General features: G+C 43.8%; 10 protein-coding genes. 8 read left to right on the top strand and 2 right to left on the bottom strand.

All coding sequences use genetic code 11. The features are described from left to right. Positions 1-15: 15 nt before the first annotated feature. Positions 16-4,824 (bottom strand): PKD domain-containing protein, encoded by a 4,809-nt coding sequence (locus tag GO493_RS31325; protein WP_317165406.1) that lies wholly within the window; start codon positions 4,822-4,824, stop codon positions 16-18. Positions 4,825-5,290: 466 nt separating this feature from the next. On the opposite strand from GO493_RS31325, the gene GO493_RS31475 reads away from it, so the two are divergent. From GO493_RS31475 to GO493_RS06140, 5 genes are all read left to right on the top strand, one after another. After that, positions 5,291-5,686: an HYC_CC_PP family protein gene (locus GO493_RS31475; protein WP_449386641.1), complete on the top strand. Its 396-nt coding sequence runs from the start codon at positions 5,291-5,293 to the stop codon at positions 5,684-5,686. Positions 5,687-5,777: 91 nt separating this feature from the next. Continuing rightward, on the top strand, positions 5,778-7,169 hold the full coding sequence (locus GO493_RS06155; protein ID WP_157305262.1) for a hypothetical protein: 1,392 nt from the start codon (positions 5,778-5,780) through the stop codon (positions 7,167-7,169). A 97-nt stretch (positions 7,170-7,266) separates the two neighbouring features. After that, entirely contained in the window at positions 7,267-8,034 is a 768-nt protein-coding gene (locus tag GO493_RS06150) for a PepSY domain-containing protein (protein WP_157305261.1), read from the top strand. 464 nt (positions 8,035-8,498) lie between these two features. Further along, positions 8,499-9,020, top strand: a complete 522-nt coding sequence (locus GO493_RS06145) for a hypothetical protein (protein ID WP_198315527.1) — start codon at positions 8,499-8,501, stop codon at positions 9,018-9,020. Positions 9,021-9,102: 82 nt separating this feature from the next. Then, positions 9,103-10,068: a DUF5996 family protein gene (locus tag GO493_RS06140; RefSeq protein WP_157305259.1), complete on the top strand. Its 966-nt coding sequence runs from the start codon at positions 9,103-9,105 to the stop codon at positions 10,066-10,068. A 53-nt stretch (positions 10,069-10,121) separates the two neighbouring features. On the opposite strand, the gene GO493_RS06135 is transcribed toward GO493_RS06140, so the two are convergent. Next, entirely contained in the window at positions 10,122-10,484 is a 363-nt protein-coding gene (locus GO493_RS06135) for a DUF2200 domain-containing protein (protein WP_157305258.1), read from the bottom strand. Positions 10,485-10,657: 173 nt separating this feature from the next. Here GO493_RS06135 and GO493_RS06130 point away from each other — a divergent pair, with 173 nt between their 5' ends. From GO493_RS06130 to GO493_RS06120, 3 genes are all read left to right on the top strand, one after another. Beyond that, a complete protein-coding gene (locus GO493_RS06130) occupies positions 10,658-11,455 on the top strand; it encodes a hypothetical protein (protein ID WP_157305257.1) in 798 nt (265 codons plus the stop codon). A gap of 500 nt (positions 11,456-11,955) precedes the next feature. Continuing rightward, a complete protein-coding gene (locus tag GO493_RS06125; RefSeq protein WP_157305256.1) occupies positions 11,956-12,984 on the top strand; it encodes a hypothetical protein in 1,029 nt (342 codons plus the stop codon). 106 nt (positions 12,985-13,090) lie between these two features. Beyond that, a complete protein-coding gene (locus GO493_RS06120; RefSeq protein ID WP_157305255.1) occupies positions 13,091-16,549 on the top strand; it encodes a DUF5977 domain-containing protein in 3,459 nt (1,152 codons plus the stop codon). The last annotated feature ends 20 nt before the right edge of the window (positions 16,550-16,569 follow it).

Here is a 16,569-nt window from a genome sequence, read left to right as displayed (position 1 = left end):
CCGTATAAACAGATCTTATCTGATCACTGTAATTGTGCCCCTGAACAGGAAAGTAGTACCGTCTTCGCACATTGTCTCCATAGCATATACATAGCTGCCAATAGGCGCTACCTGGCTCTTCCAGGTGCCATCCCAGCCGGCTGGGGCGCTGTTGATCTGGAAATGTGCTCTTTCAAATACCAGGCTGCCCCATCTGTCATAAATACGCATCCATTTCACTTCTTTTATACCACGCCCTTTAGGATAGAACCAGTCATTTTTTCCATCCCTGTTGGGAGTGAAGGCTGTAGGCAGGAACACGGCGCCTTTGTTGCATGTTACTTTCACAAGCACTTCGTCCACAGCTTTGCAACCGTAGCCATTCTCTACCTCCACAATATAGGTGGTAGACAGGTTAGGCAGGGCCTCCGGTGTGGCACAGGTGGCACAATTCAGGTACTCCGGCGGTGTCCAGCTCCAGTTTATAATATCGGGGCTGCCTTGTCCGCCAAGTGTTACCGGTACTCCTGCCATCACTGTAAGGTCAGGACCTGCGTTGATGGTGGGTGAAGGATGTACACTCACTACCAGCCCTGTATCATGTGTAAAGCAGCCGCCAGCATCGTAGCCGGTCACTTTATACGGGTGGTTGCCAATTGCGTTGATAGTGGCATGCGGATAAGGACTGCCGGCGTCATCCAGCCCCTCTCCTTTCCATACATAGTGATCTGCGCCCCATACCCGTAATGGCAGCACATGTCCCAGGCAGAGTATTGTATCGGGTGTGGCCTGTATCGTGAAAGGCTGTGCCACGCGGATACTTACGTCGTCTGTATTGATACAGCCGTTGACATCTGTCACAGTTACCTGGTAGGTAGTACTTGCCCTTGGTGCGGCTATTGGATCGGGCGCCTGCGGATTGCTCAGTCCCAGGGCGGGCAACCATTGATAACTGATACCACCACCGGCGCTCAGCGTAGTGCTGTTACCCTGGCATATGACCCCGGACGCAGCAGCGGCATTGATCTCCGGTTTAGGCAGTATATTGATGTTGTGACGTGCGGTATCGCTACAACCATCTTTACTGATAACAGTCAGTACTACTTCTGCAAGACCTGTTTTACTGTAAGTCTGATCAGCAGGTTGCTGTATGTTGCCAGTATTACCATTGCCAAAATCCCATTTCCAGGCTACGTCATTCACTTTGCTTACTGTTCCGCCAAAGCTTACCGGCGCATCCTGGCAGGCCTGTGAAGGTCCGCTGATAGCTAATACAGGTTTGGGATAAGCATGCACTGTTTTGCCGACAGTTTGCGTACAGCCGAAGGCGGTAGTAGTGGTAAGGCTGAAATTATATTCCTGTATTTTATCCAGGTAAAACCTGGGAGTGGCGGTAGTATCGTTTTCTGCCATTAGCCCCGCCTCGTACGTCCATTTGTATTTCGCTTCTTTTTTCAGCTCGTCAATGGAATAACTGTTGAATCCTGGCTCAAAAGTAATCCAGCCTTCATCGCACACAAATTCCGGTGCAAATGCCAGTTGTACATTCAGTTTGTCTATAACGATGGGGTCCTGCAGGAAGGCTGTGCCTTTACAACCTGCCTGGTCTGAGAGGATAAGCCGAGGCTTGTAAATGCCGGGTTCTTTAAATGTATGTTTAATGATGGAATCCTTTGTTTCCATTACGATACCATCTGTAAAATCCCATGCAAAATTAACAGCAGCAGATGCGGCGACCCTGAACTCGATCTCTTTTGTCAGGCAGCCGCCATTGGAGGAAGTTGTAATGGTGGCGTAGGGGCCCTTTACTTCTACTATTTCCTCATATTCATCTTCCGTACCTGCATCGCCCACTACTTTCAGTTTTACTTTGTATTTCCCGGCGTAAGTGTAAGTATGGGAAGGATTGCTGATAGTGGCAATGCTGCCATCGCCAAAATCCCAGTATGAGCCGGTGGCGTTAACGGATGTGTTGGTGAAGCGTGCTATCACTGGCGGACAGCCACTGTTATTTACAAACGATGTAGTGAAAGTAAAACCGGCGCTGACGCTGGATACCTTGATCTGTTTCCGGGTACTGTCTGTACAGCCGTTATTGTCTTTTACCAGCAGTTTCACCGTGTAGAGCCCTTTATCAGGATAGTTCTTATACGGGCTGTTATCTGCAGAGGAGGTATTATCTCCGAAGTCCCAGTTGTAGGTAGCATAGCCTCCTGTTTCAGTGGTATAGTTATAGAACCATACATCACCACCTGGCGGTATGAGCGTTGCGCTGGGCGTAAAATCGGCGTTAGGGCCGTTCACCTGCAGATAGGAGCCTGTGGCTGTGCTGGTACATCCGTCCTGATCGGTAACAGTTAATTTGGGATAGAAATAGCCGGACTTATTGTATGTGTATTTGAAAGGAGGCGCGGTAAATACCTTTGCAGGAGTACCATCGCCAAAATCCCATGACCAGGTCTTTATGGCTTTCCCTTTGGAGATATCTGTCTGGTCGGTAAAGGTGAGCCCGGTGCCCCGGCATTCCAGCACATTCGGTGAAAGAAAGCCCGCCACCGGCCCATGTACGTTCACAATCACTTTGTTGCTGCTGTCGGGGCATCCCTGCAGGTTATATGCCACGAAGCGGATAGTGTCCTGACCGGGTTTCAGGTTTATAAAAGTAGCGTTCTGATAATTGTAATAATCCCAGCTGGCAGGAGTGCCGTCTGAAGAGTACCACCAATAGGACGAGTTATATATAGTTTTATCAATAGATGTCACGTTGGCTTTGAGCATTTCGCTGCCGCACAGTGTTGCTTTGTCTGTCGTAATAGAAATGGGTGAAGGCGCATACACATTAATATTCATAGAGTCGGTACTGGTACAGGTCCTGTCAGTGACGGTCAGCTTTACTTTATACATTCCTGTTTTGTCATATTTATGTTTAACAGGGCTTGTTTTTGTAGTGTATATATTCTCTTTTCCATCTCCCCAGTTCCATTTCCAGTTGTTAATGCTACCGAGAGATTGTTCATCAAAACCGATCTCTGTACGGTTATTACAGTCAATCCCCTGTATGGCAAAGCGTGGGAAGGGGTTTACGGCGGTGATATATGCCGTTTTGGTAATTCTTTCGCTGCAACCGTTATTTGAAACGGTCAGCGTTACAGTATAGGCGCCTGGTTCCCTGTAGCTGTGCGCCGTATTCTGCGAGGAGCCGGGGCCGGAGTAATCGCCAAAATCCCATGTCCAGGAGGTACCTACGTCTGTAGTACCGTTGAAATGTACCCAGTTGTTACCACAGACCTGCGGAGCTTCCGGCGATGAAAAATCGGGCTTTGGCTTTTTATATACCCGGATGGAATTGAAGGAATAGAGGTTTACTGTTCCTTTACAGCCATTTGCTGTTGTGTAGGTAAGTTTTACCGGGTATGTGCCTTCTTTGTTGTACGTATGCGATGGTGTGGCGGCGGTTGACCTGGGGCTGCCATCGCCGAAATCCCATTCATAGCTGACAATGGCATCGCCGGTGCTGACAGAGCTGCTGAATGTAGTGATCAGTCCTTCGCAGCCCTCAGCAATATTTGCGTAGGCGTAGATTTCCGGTTTCGCCACATAAACATAATGCTCTGCCATACTGGAGCAACCTGAGGCATTGCTGGCTGTCAGCTTTATATTAAAATATCCCAGGGAGTTATAAGTGACGGAAGGACTTTGCAGGCTGGATGTTTGTCCGTTACCGAAGTTCCAGCTCCAGCTGGTAGCGCCCTGCGATTTGTCTGTCAGCTGTACTGTGGCAGGTACGTCGCAGATGGCTTTCTGATCGGTCACAAAATCGGTCTGTGGGGCGGGTTTTACCACATAATCTTTCGTCACGGTTTCCTGGCACTTGCCATAATCGGCTGTCATGGTCACCTTTACAGTACCGGCACCGCCAGGATAGTAAGAAGCAGAGGTGCCATAGCCATAGATGCTACCTTTATCAACGCTCCAGGTAACGTTGTTAGCCTGTGGATTGTTCACAGCATTGAAAGAGGCGGTACTGTTCTCACAAATACCGGCAGGCAGCTGAAAATCCGTTTTAAAGTTGGCTACATTGATATCTTCGGAGGTTTTGGTGGCAGTACATCCTTTATCACTCGTAACAGTGAGCTTTACCTTGTAAATACCTTTTGCAGTATAATTATGCGGACCGGGATCAGCGCTGGTAGCAGTGCCGCCATCGCCAAAATCCCATTTATAAGTGAGATTGCCGGGCCCAGTGGAAGTATTGGTAACCGTTAGCACCCCGGGGGCGGTGCAGAGGAATTTGTCAGAGACGTTGAAATTGGCCGTGAGGGAAGCTGCCGCCTCTACAATATTGCTGATCTGTTTTGATGCAGTACAGCCGTTACTATTAGTGACAGTAAGTGTAACGGTTGGCGATAACGCATTAGTGTACGTATGTACAGGGCTGTTGCCTGAGCCGATAGTTCCATCACCAAAATCCCAGCTATAGGCGGTGATGGTGCCGTTCACGGGATTTGATCTGTCAGTGAAAGTAACGTTAAAAGGTACACACCCTTTGGCCGGGCTGGCTGTAAAATCAGGTTTGGGGTTCTCCCATACGGTAACTGTTTTTTCTGCGGTACTGGTATTGCCTGCAGCGTTCTTTACGGTCAGCGTTACCTTGTAGTTGCCGGGAGAAGTATAAGAAGCGCTGGGACTTTTTTCTGTAGAGGTAAAGCCGTTACCCAGGTTCCATTGCCAGGAAACAGGGCTGCCGGTAGAGTTATCAGTGAATCTGGTGATCAGGCTTTCGCAATCGCTCGTCTTACTGGGGGTGAAATCCGCTTTTAACTGTGCATGAACAGATGCGCTCATTAAAAGCATTATACATAGTACAGCAGCATAGGTAAGAGCAACTCGCGGGGTTGCGTTGGCATATAGGAACATAACATGCAGTTCTCCACTGAAATGTAAGCAAAAATTCTTAATTCCGGCCACTAAATACAATATTACAAATAGGTTATATATACAACTGCACGGACTTTCAGCGGGGGGAGTTCTACATTTAACTATTGCTTAATTATTCTTTCGGGGGTTATCATACTTCCATTATTTATAATTGTTATTCCTTCTACAATGTAGAATTTAATCCCGTTAAAACGTGGCAGCAACCAACTGTGGGAACCATACTAAGTTGTCGTGAAAAATGTATTAAAATAAATCAATACATTGATTATTATCTGATAATATATTCTACTGAAGCAGGCAACAGGTTGAAAGACCAGGAGCATGAATCATTTATGGTACAATATTTATGGAATATCTTTAGAATCTCAAACATGTGAAGCGAATCAGCTCTCTCATATTAGTTATAATATATCTCAGCTATGTAGCCGGACTTACCATTTACCATCACTACTGTATGGGGGAACTGGTAAAAACTTCTATATTTTCCACGCATGACAGCTTTTGTGAAAAATGCGGAATGAAAAAGCATTCTGTGGAAAGCAAGGGCTGCTGTAAGGATATTGCAACAAATGTTAAAACAAGCGAGTCCCATCTATATTCCTCCGTTTTATCTGACATAGGATTCAGTGATGCGCTACACCATGAATTAACTTTCAATTTTCTTCTTCTTCACCTACAAGAGTCTGTCTTATATACTTCCTATCCGGCACATGCGCCGCCTTTTCAAAAGGACACATTGTTTCTCCAATACTGCAATTTCCGCATCTGATCAGGAATGGCAATATATCCGGCATTTGCCGGATTGTATACTACCGGCATTTTATATTCCAACACAAAAAGTAAGTACTAAAAACAATAGTATGAAAAACGTATTTATACTGGTTTCCATATGCCTTATATGGCAACCGGTTTTTGCGCAACATGAACATCACATGCCTGCGAAAAAAGACACTGCAAAGCCTCATCCGGAGATGAGGAAAGACAGCTCCATGTCTAACATGCAACATAAAATGAACATGAATATGCAGATGGGCGATGCTCCGATGAGCCATGCTTTTTCATTAAACCTACCGATGAGCAGGAATGGCTCCGGCACAGGATGGTTGCCTGATGCGTCACCGATGTATGGTTATATGATACATTCGAAAAAATGGATGTACATGGTACATGGAAGCATATTTATCAGGTATGACAACCAGGACTTTTCTAATAAGGGAACAAGAGGTGATTCACGGTTTGATGCGCCTACCTGGTTTATGCTGATGGGGCAACGGAAAGCAGGTCAAAACGGTCTTTTCCATTTTAGTTCCATGCTTTCACTTGATCCGCTTATTGAGGGAGGGAAAGGGTATCCATTGCTATTTCAAACCGGGGAAAGCTATAAAGGGAAACCATTAATTGACCGTCAGCATCCTCATGATCTCTTTTCCGAGTTATCTGTGAGTTATTCCCATGCATTTTCAAAGAAAATTGATGCCTCTATTTACATTGCTTACCCCGGTGAGCCGGCGCTGGGCCCTGTTACATTTATGCACCGCCCTTCTGCGCTCGACAATCCCAACTCTCCTATCTCACACCATTGGGTAGATGCTACTCATATCACTTTCGGAGTGGTTACCGTGGGAGTCCGATATGATAAATTTAAACTGGAGGGCTCTTCATTTACCGGCCGGGAACCGAATGAAGAACGATATGGTTTTGATAAACCCAGGTTCGATTCCTGGAGTGGAAGGCTTTCTTTTAACCCGTCTGTTAACTGGGCATTACAGGTTTCTCACGGTTATGTAAAAAGCCCTGAAGAACTCCATCCTGAAGAGAATATTTATAAGACCACAGCTTCGGTTATATACAGTATTGATATGGGTAATGAAAACCGGGTCAATGCAACAGTTCTCTGGGGTATGAATAAGGAAAAGGAACATAACGGGGAAAATGCTTTTATGGCTGAAGGTTCCTGGAGAAAAAAACGGATAGCTGCATATACGAGGTATGAATTTACCGAAAAATCGGGAGAGGAACTTGTTCTTGAGCCGGTGTTTGAAGCTCATGATATATTCAGCATTCATGCTTTTACATTGGGCGCCAATTACGATCTCTTTGAATTGCGGAACACCAGGATAGCTGGCGGAGCACAGTGGAGCATTTATCATGCGCCTGCATCTCTTAATTCTTTGTACGGGAAAAATCCGATGGCCCTGGAGGTTTATTTGAGAATATATCCTTCATTGATGAAAATGAGGGGTAAAATGTAGACAAGTTAAAATTTGTATATCCTTTAATGCTGAATTACTATATTTTTGATGCAATGAGAAGTTCCTGCCCTCATAAAAAAGGAATTTAAATAAACCTATGGCAAAAAGTAAACACTATTACATTCGCAAAACACATCGTTATTTAGGTCTTATCTTAGGTATACAATTTTTATTATGGACCATTGGGGGCCTGTACTTCAGCTGGAGCAATATGGATGAGGTACACGGGGACTTTGAAAAGAAGAAAGCACCTTTTCCGCCGGTTGGCATTGCACTGGTTTCACCATCCGTTGCTATAGAAAACATCAGTAAAATACATCCTGTTGATTCATTACTTTCTGTACAATTGATTGAAATATTGGGCGAGCCTTATTACCAGATGCGCAGTATAAGCAATATACATTCCGGTAGCCATCATTCTGTACAGGCAACAACCTACCTGGCTAATGCTATAACAGGGAATATAAAAGCCCCGCTTACGAAAGAGGAAGCGATCGAAGTTGCGAAACAGCGGTTCAACGGTAAGCCGGCAGTTACATCTGTTGAATATCTGGCGGCAACAAACGGCCATCACGAATACCGTGAAAGTCCTTTACCTGCCTATGCCATTACATTTGATCATCCATCAGCCACAACCGTATATGTAGCGAGTGAACTTGGAACTGTCCAAAAGTTCCGTAATAACAAATGGCGGATGTTCGATTTCCTGTGGATGCTGCATACAATGGATTACCAGTCCAGGGATAATATCGGTAATCTTATACTTCGTATGTTTTCTGTACTTGGCCTGGTAACAGTTATTTCCGGATTTGTACTTTACGGCATCAGTTTCAAAGGTTTTAAGAAGAAGCGGGTACTATCCTAACCGCTCCGCTCCTTTCTTTACCTCTGCCGCCACTGTCATATTCAACTTTTGCAGCTCCAGTACTGTCGTATTGCCTGTTTCCCGGTACATTGGCACAAAGCGCCGGTTGAGCCTTATCTCCTCCCAGGTATACGAGGTTCGTTTCAGTACAAAGTTGGAGAACACCTTAAGCGGCCCACAGAGCTGTTGGAGCTGGTGCCAAAACCAGTGTCATTATTGACCCTGGGAAAAGGATTAATGCGTAAAGGCATATAAGCAAAAATTTATATAGCAAAGCTAAAGCTTAGATTTCATTTTTTTGCCTGATACGTTGGTTTATGCTCATACAACGCCTTACCACTCATACTTCATCATCTTCGGCTTTAGGAATGCCCGAATGTATGGAGTGTCTTAGCTTAATCCAGGGAATGAAATATTATGATTTTATTAGCAATATTAACAAAAAGGATGATTAACTTCATGGTATGGTACGCGCAATCATTTTTACCGCAATTTTAATGTCGGCTTTGGCTGCAAAGGCACAGTCTCCTTTATTTTCCGGGGCGCAGAATAACACACAATCTGTTTTCAGGGATCCGAGGCAATTGACTGATACCAACTACCTTCGGAAGAAATGGTTTGTTACAAAATATGCTGGTATCTCTACTGGTTTTATTGTATATAAGGGAGGCAGCAGCAGCTTCCTGTCGGCTCCTTTAGAATTACAGGTCAACCGGCAACTTACAAATAACGTATATGCTTTTGGAGGTATTGCGGTGACACCTTATCTTTTACAATCCAATGGTGTATTCTATCCAACCGGGATTGACAAGAACTATGGCTTAATGCGTACCAGCAATTACGGTATTAACCCTGCTGCCAGGGTTGGAGTAATGTACATTAGTAATGATAAGACATTTTCTATTTCAGGCAGTATCAGTGTAAGCAGAAGTATTTATAACGGCTACTCCCCTATTTATGCTCCGGTGAATTCTCATATGCAGTAAAAGAACTTCTTTCCCCGAAATGCTTCCATTTTTCAGTAAATTGCTAAAGAAAGACTAATCTATTTATTTTCAATGGATAAGTATGCAAAAAACTCTTTTAAAGCAGGGCAAATGGCCGGTGTTGCTATTTGATGAGTTGAAAGATACATTGAGCGCTGTTCATTTGTGGTCGCAGATTATTGGCAAGATCCGTCTTCGGAAAATGCCCTGGTTAAATCATTCCTGGCATGTTACGTTATATGTTACGTCTCAGGGATTGAGTTCGGGAAGTATACCTTATGAGCATGGCATCTTTCAAATGGATTTCGATTTCCATCAGCATCTGCTGATAATCACTACCAGCACAGGTAAAAAGGAAACAGTAGAATTAGCACCGCGAACGATAGCAGACTTTTATGAGGAGGTAATGCAGAAATTAAAGGCGATCGATATATCCATCGATATATATACAATTCCCAGTGAAATGGACGGAGCTGTTCCTTTTGAGGAAGATCATGTACAACGTCCATATGACAGGCAAAAAATGGAGGATTACTGGCAGGCACTTGTAAGAGTTCATAATGTATTGACCCGTTTCAGGTCCCGTTTTACAGGTAAATGTAGTCCTGTTCATTTTTTTTGGGGCGCCTTTGATCTGGCCGTTACGAGATTTTCAGGCAGAGAAGCACCATTGCATCCGGGACAGGCACCCAATATGCCGGCAGAGGTAATGCAGGAGTCTTATTCCAAGGAAGTAAGTTCCTGCGGATTCTGGCCTGGCAGTGAGCAGTATCCGCATGTTGCCTTCTATTCTTATTGTTATCCGGGGAACGAAATGTTTGGTGAACAATCTGTTCAACCCGAAGCCGCCTTCTATAGCAAGGAAATGGGTGAGTACCTGCTTCATTATGATGTGGTACAGCAAGCAGACAATCCTGAAGAGATATTACTGGCCTTTTTACAATCTGCTTACGAGGCATGTGCCAATACCGCTAACTGGGACCGTAAGTCACTGGAATGCGATCTATCCCGGTTTGAGAATGAATACGGATGCTTTAAGCAGAGGTGAAGTGAAGCCGGAATTCTGCCATCTCCTGTACAGCAAAAGCTCCATTGCTTTTATTATCCACGCAGGATCTTTTCCATCTTCCGGCCTTTTGCCAACTCGTCTACCAGCTTATCCAAATACCGGACCTGCCGGGTCAAGGGGTCTTCTATCTCCTCTACACGATACCCACAGATCACCCCGGTGATGAGGCTCGCATTGGGGTTTAGCAAAGCCTGCCGGAAGAACACTTCAAAAGTTACATTTTCCTTTATCAGTTCCTGCAACTTCCTGTTATCGAAGCCTGTTAACCATTCTATAACCTGGTGTAATTCTTCTTTTGTCCGGCCCTTCTTCTCCACTTTAGCAATATACATAGGATAGACCGAGGCGAAAGTCATCTTTGCAATACGCTGATTATGTGTGCTGGAATTGTCCATACCTTGTTTTTTTATAGTATATACGTTTTCCCTTCTATTTTCTAAAGATACCCTGGAAAGTTAACTTCCTGATAGTTTGGAGAGGAATGATATTATAATAACATTAATAAACATGTAATTATTTCTTCATACAAAAGAAGAGTACTATTTTTGCGTAAATTTCAAATATATCTATGAAAAAAACCTTCTTGACTACAGGATTGTTAATCCTCTCCATCGTAAGCTTCGCTCAGGACGCCGACAACGATGAATATGAGTTAAAGAGCAATGAAAAGCAAGGGTACATTATTACAAAAGACGACCAGAAGATTGAAGGAATTGTAAAGCTTTATGGTAAAGCATCAAATCCATGGGTGAATCAGAAGAAAGTTAAGTTTATTGCTAAGGAATCTATTGATCCTGAAAAAAAACGCCAGAAATTTAAAGTACTTGATGTAGATGACATGAAAGAGTACGTGGCTATCGAGGATAATGCAGAAAGGCATTTTCGTCTCATTAAGTTCACGAACAAAAGAGAAGGGTTGACCAGTGGCGGTGGTCTGGGGGCTCAGATAAAAACGATCAAGAACCTGGCTTCTACTACGCACATGGCTGAAGTAATTGTTGATGGTCCTATCACAATGTATCGTCTTTACGGTTATCCTGCTCCTGTAGCTGTTGGTAATAGTGACATTGCTGAAATGGAAGCTGCTGAGCAGAACCTTCGTGACAATCCTGACATCCTGTTCCAGAAAGGCTCAGATAAGCCTAAGGAACTGGCGGCTTCTGATATCAAAAAACTGGTAAGCGATTGTCAGACTGTTGCAGATAAGCTTGCAGCCGGTGGTTACAGCACTTATGATCCTGCTAAAGAAGAGAAGAAAAAGAGTGCAATGGGTAAGCTGATCAAAGGTGAATTAGATAGAGGCGGTAGCAAATTACTGGATATGGGCGTTCAGATATTCAGTGATTATAATAGTACCTGCAAATAGTATATTATAGATATAAAAAAGGGGAATTGGGCCATGCTCAATTCCTCTTTTTTTATAAGAAAATTACCAAACCCTATATCATGATAACAATGAGGAACATAGGCAGAATTACAACGTAGATACAATGCGTAAGTAATGCCGTTCTTTGTGTCTGAATCGGTTTGACAGGTTTACACAATATACGTACTACTAACGTGTTATGTTTTTTATCATATCAAATTTCAACCTTTACCGGCAGTTAGAATTTGATGTTGCCCACTACCCGTTTAGTTACCTATACATTGTTCGAGCATATTCAAAAATTCTTATTTAGATCTTAGCCTATATAATTTATGTGCAGTTGGATTATTGTAAGCCTTCTTATGATAAATCTGCATGACGATGTTGACACTCATCGTACCGACGCAACGATGTTAGCCCCTGGGCAGCAGGAATGCTTTCTAAGTTACAGTAGAATTACAACGACTTTCAAATATTTAACATTTAACATACAAAATACCATGCACAAGATCCTTTTCTCTTTAGCAGCTATTTTATTGCCATGTTTTAGTGTAAACGCACAAACGCAGAGTTTCACCACAATAAATTTTCCTAATACGTATACTAATACCATTACTACCGGATTATATACGTCAAATTTCAGGTCGGGTTTTATTTATCAGACGAACGCTTCAATTAACTACGGGCTAACAGGGCCCAAGGCCAGTCTATTCAGATTTCGCTGGTTAGCTCATGACAATGGGACTATTGACTATGCCACAGATGCAGATCAGGTGATGTTCCTTGATGGCAACGGAAACTTAAATTTCAAAGGCACATTGGCAACAGGTGGCAATGTAGGCATAGGTACAGCCCCTACTTCAGAGAAGGTAACTATCGATATGGGAGCTACCAGGGGAAGTGTAAATATGATCAGCGACGGGGATGCCGCCGCTTATACTGACCTCAAGTTCAGTGTAAAAACAACTACCGGTTTAACATCAGGAAAGCCTACCGCCTGGCTGGCTTCATTCAGGAAGGATGGCTATTTCAGTAATGATCTGACAGGCCCGACCCTGGAATTTTATGCTCTGAAAAAGGACATTGGAGGATATTATGCTCCCTTGCTATTTAAATCAAACGGAGACGTGATAATAGCCGGCGCCCGTAATGCTACTAATGGTAGTGTAGCCATCGGGACCACTGATCCCGGAGAATATAAGCTGGCTGTAAAGGGAAGTATTGGAGCAACGAAAGTAAAGGTCACCCTGACCGGTTGGGCTGATTTTGTATTTGAACCAGCGTACAAATTGCCATCTCTATCAGAGCTCGACACTTATATCAAAGCCAATAAGCATCTTCCCGGAGTACCTTCAGCTACTGAAGTAGAAAAAAATGGGATAGATCTCGGAGAGATGAATAAGGTTCTTTTGCAGAAGATAGAAGAGCTGACATTGCATCTGATTGATATGAAGAAAGAGATCGGTGAGTTAAAACAACAAAATAAGAGGTTGGAGCAGGAGATTCGTAAAGAGAAAAATGATAACTAGAGCTCCTATCCTCTTCAAAAAAGAATTTTGTCAAACACAAGAGTAATCAATGAATATAAAGAGTGTTTTTGGAATTTTTCTTATGATCTTATCTACCCTGCAGGGAATGAGTCAGGTCAGAAGCCATATAGATATGGGTACTTTACCGAGTACCCCTGAAGCTGCCAGCCTGGGTAAGTTTATAGATTTTCCCGTCAGCCCGTTTACGGGTACCCACAATCTCGATCTGCCTTTATACGAGATCAAAGTGGGTGAGTTTTCTATGCCGATATCTATGGCTTATCATTCTGCAGGAGTAAAGGTGCAGGAAATTGCGAGCCGTTCCGGCATGGGATGGCTGCTGAAAGCGGGTGGCACTATCAGCTGCGCTATAAATGGGAAATCAGATCTGGGATTTGCGGTTTTAGACGATCCGGGTGCTGTTACAAATAGTATCTGGGGAGGAACTGATGTTTTCTATTATACCTTTGGTGAATACTCGGGAAAGTTTATAGTAGCGGTGGAGCCATTTAATGAGGCTCAAAATGGTGAAGTGAAGGAGGTCATCAAATTAGACAGTAACAATATTAAAATAACCTTTACGAGTTCAGCGCAGATCACCATTCAGGATGAATGGGGCAACCGTTACTTCTTTTCTCTGGGAGAATACGTAGGCGACCAGGTTAAATATCTTGCCGGTCCTATTGATGATGAGGATTGGCCAAGGCAGCTTAGTTATACTATTTCCTCAAATACAGTCTGGAACCTGCGTACTATCATCCTGCATACTGGTGAGGTAATTTCATTTGATTATCAGAAAGATATTGCAATCGAGTATGATTATGATGGACTGACTAACTGGACAAACCCTATTCTATGGCAACCTCCAGGCCAGTATTCTCCTAACCAAGGATATTCCAGCCGCCGTTATGCCAGAACGGAACTGCTAAGAAGTATTAATTATAATGGTGCATCTGTTTCTTTTCAATACAATGAAGACAGGCAGGACTTAGCCGGGGATAAAGTGCTTACCGGTATGAAAATATTTTCAGATGGCAATATCAAGGGCTTCAGATTTGCCCATTCATACAGAACCGCATTCAACGCCGCCAACGCAGTTTCCACTTTCGCCGGAAAGAGGCTTTTCCTTGACAGCATTCAGGATATCAGTGATGTAGCAGCACCTATTACATTATACAAGTTTAAGTACAATGAAACGGCGCTTCCTCACCGATCTTCATTCAATCAGGATATGTGGGGCTATTTCAATCAGACGGGAACTGCAGCTGTTATGCCGGAAGAGTACGTTTACCCAAGAAGTAGCCGGCATGCCGAAAGATATCTTCCCTTTAAACGTCCATCTACCGAGCCGGTAGAACTTTATGTACCGGGTAGAAACATGGCCGTGAATCCATCCCTGGTACAGGCAGGTATATTGACAGGCGTGACTTACAGTAATGGCGGAAGTACTACTTTTGAGTACGAACCGAATGAATTTTTGTGGTTCCCCGAAACATCATCTAATGTACAGGACGCCTATAATATTAAAGCGGGTGGCGTGCGTATTAAACGTATTGTGCATACCGACAGCACCAGATCGCAGATCATTAAAGACTTTGAATATACCCTTCCTTTTGCGCCGACAAAAACAAGCGGCGCAATAAGCAATCTGCCTTTGTTCGCGTATCCCGGTGTGGCAGATTATACAAAGCAGGCCACTGCATCTGAAACCGTAGACTTTTATCAGAAAGTGCTGGTACATACTATCAGAGATGCCACGGTAACAGGATCCATCTTTAATTCGGTTGCAGGCTACAGATATGTAACGGTGAAAACCTCCAACAATGGTAAAACCGTTTACCAGTTCAGCTTCCCTGGCGCATATGGAGAAACACATGACGATCCTGCAAAAGGTTGTAGCGTAGATATGCAAGGGTTCTGCGATAATAAGTTCACACAAGCCGTCATGTCTCATACATACTATGCCACCTTCGGTCTTATTCAGGGCAGGATGGGTATGGATCTCGTTTCCGACGCGCCCGGTACATTCCCTTTTGTTGGTGGTATAAACTATGACTGGAACAAGGGGCTTCTAATAAAAGAATTGCAGTATGACCAGTCAAATAAGCTTGTGGCCAGAAAAAGCCTCTCATATTACACCATCATGTCTAACCGTAATATCAGAGAAACGGCTACCGGCGATGTTTGCTGCGGTGCAGAGTCGAGTGGCGGACGCCTGGCAAAATATGCCAACTATGGGATTGTTACAGGGGCTTCCAAAAAGCTGAAACAGGAAACCAAGGTAGTTTATCTGGGCACAGATTCTGTTGTTACAATCAAAGATATTGCTTATGATACACAGAAGCTCCTCGTCTCAGAGGAAACAACAACGAACAGCAAGCAGCAGCAGAAAATAGTACAATTTAAATATCCTCACCAGTCACAGTCCGGCAGCGCTGTGTATACCGAAATGGTAAACAGGAACATGCTGGCGCCAGTCATCGAAGAAAAACAGATCGTAGCTGGCAATGTTGTCAAGATCACTACTACAGATTTTGATATGAACTGGTTTACAGACAAACATCTGATTGCCCCTAAATATGTATGGGAGAAATATGAAACCGGTAACCCGGTAAAGATGCTGGAAGTAAAGTCGTACGATGGCTCCGCCAATCCCCTGTCATTGCAGAAAATTGACGGACAATACGCCTATAAGTGGTCTAAAGCGGGAGATGTGACGGGCGAGTTTTTTAACGCGCTGCCAGAAGAATGCTACTATGAAAGTTTTGAAGATTATGCTGGCGCTACTATCGACCTGGAAGGTGCCGGATCAGGAAAAGCATATTATACCGGAGATTTCAAAGTACCATTTACAGCTCCCAATACAAGGGTATACATTGTAGATTATTGGTATAGGGATCAGGGTAAATGGAAACAGATGAGAAAATCATATGTGAACAATATGACATTGACAGACGGAGATGCTATTGATGATATCAGAGTAGCTCCTGCCGATGCTACCATGCAGACTTATACTCACGATGGCATTTATGGACTGACATCTTCCATCAACAAGGAAAATAAGAAGGAAACTTACCAGTATGATAACTTTGGCAGACTATCTATTGTACGTGACCGTGAGGGGAATATATTGAAGAGCATCAGGTACTCATATGCGCAGAAACCCGACGTGGAAACTTCTGCATTATATATGAACAATGAAAAGTCCGGGGTATTTACCCGTACTACCTGTGGACAGGATTATAACGGTGGTACAGTTACATACAAAGTGCTGAAAGGAAAGTATAGATCTTCTATTTCACAAGCCGATGCTGATGCGAAAGCGCAGGCTGACGTTAATGAAAACGGCCAGGACTATGCTAATATATATGGGACATGTGTGGAGAAATGTAATACTCCTGACAGAAAATGGATTAATGGTGTGTGTGAAAGAGGTGAAAAGAGATATACGCGTTCAGTAAAAGTAGATGATGCCTATGATTGCTACTATCGCTATTATTTCTCTGACGGCACTTCTTCGGCAGAATTCCTCGATGGTACATATCCAGCCCCCTGCCTAAACTAAGATTGCATGTCCCATAACTA

It is taken from the genome of Chitinophaga tropicalis (assembly GCF_009758205.1).
Classification (GTDB): domain Bacteria; phylum Bacteroidota; class Bacteroidia; order Chitinophagales; family Chitinophagaceae; genus Chitinophaga; species Chitinophaga tropicalis.
This window is presented reverse-complemented; position numbering and strand designations above follow the sequence as displayed.

Coding starts and splice junctions, on each gene's coding strand:
- GO493_RS06140 (WP_157305259.1), top strand. CDS start 9,103: ATGCAAAAAACTCTTTTAAAGCAGGGCAAATGGCCGGTGTTGCTATTT.
- GO493_RS06135 (WP_157305258.1), bottom strand. CDS start 10,484: ATGGACAATTCCAGCACACATAATCAGCGTATTGCAAAGATGACTTTC.
- GO493_RS06120 (WP_157305255.1), top strand. CDS start 13,091: ATGAGTCAGGTCAGAAGCCATATAGATATGGGTACTTTACCGAGTACC.
- GO493_RS31325 (WP_317165406.1), bottom strand. CDS start 4,824: ATGAGCGCATCTGTTCATGCACAGTTAAAAGCGGATTTCACCCCCAGT.
- GO493_RS06150 (WP_157305261.1), top strand. CDS start 7,267: ATGGCAAAAAGTAAACACTATTACATTCGCAAAACACATCGTTATTTA.
- GO493_RS06125 (WP_157305256.1), top strand. CDS start 11,956: ATGCACAAGATCCTTTTCTCTTTAGCAGCTATTTTATTGCCATGTTTT.
- GO493_RS06145 (WP_198315527.1), top strand. CDS start 8,499: ATGGTACGCGCAATCATTTTTACCGCAATTTTAATGTCGGCTTTGGCT.
- GO493_RS06130 (WP_157305257.1), top strand. CDS start 10,658: ATGAAAAAAACCTTCTTGACTACAGGATTGTTAATCCTCTCCATCGTA.
- GO493_RS06155 (WP_157305262.1), top strand. CDS start 5,778: ATGAAAAACGTATTTATACTGGTTTCCATATGCCTTATATGGCAACCG.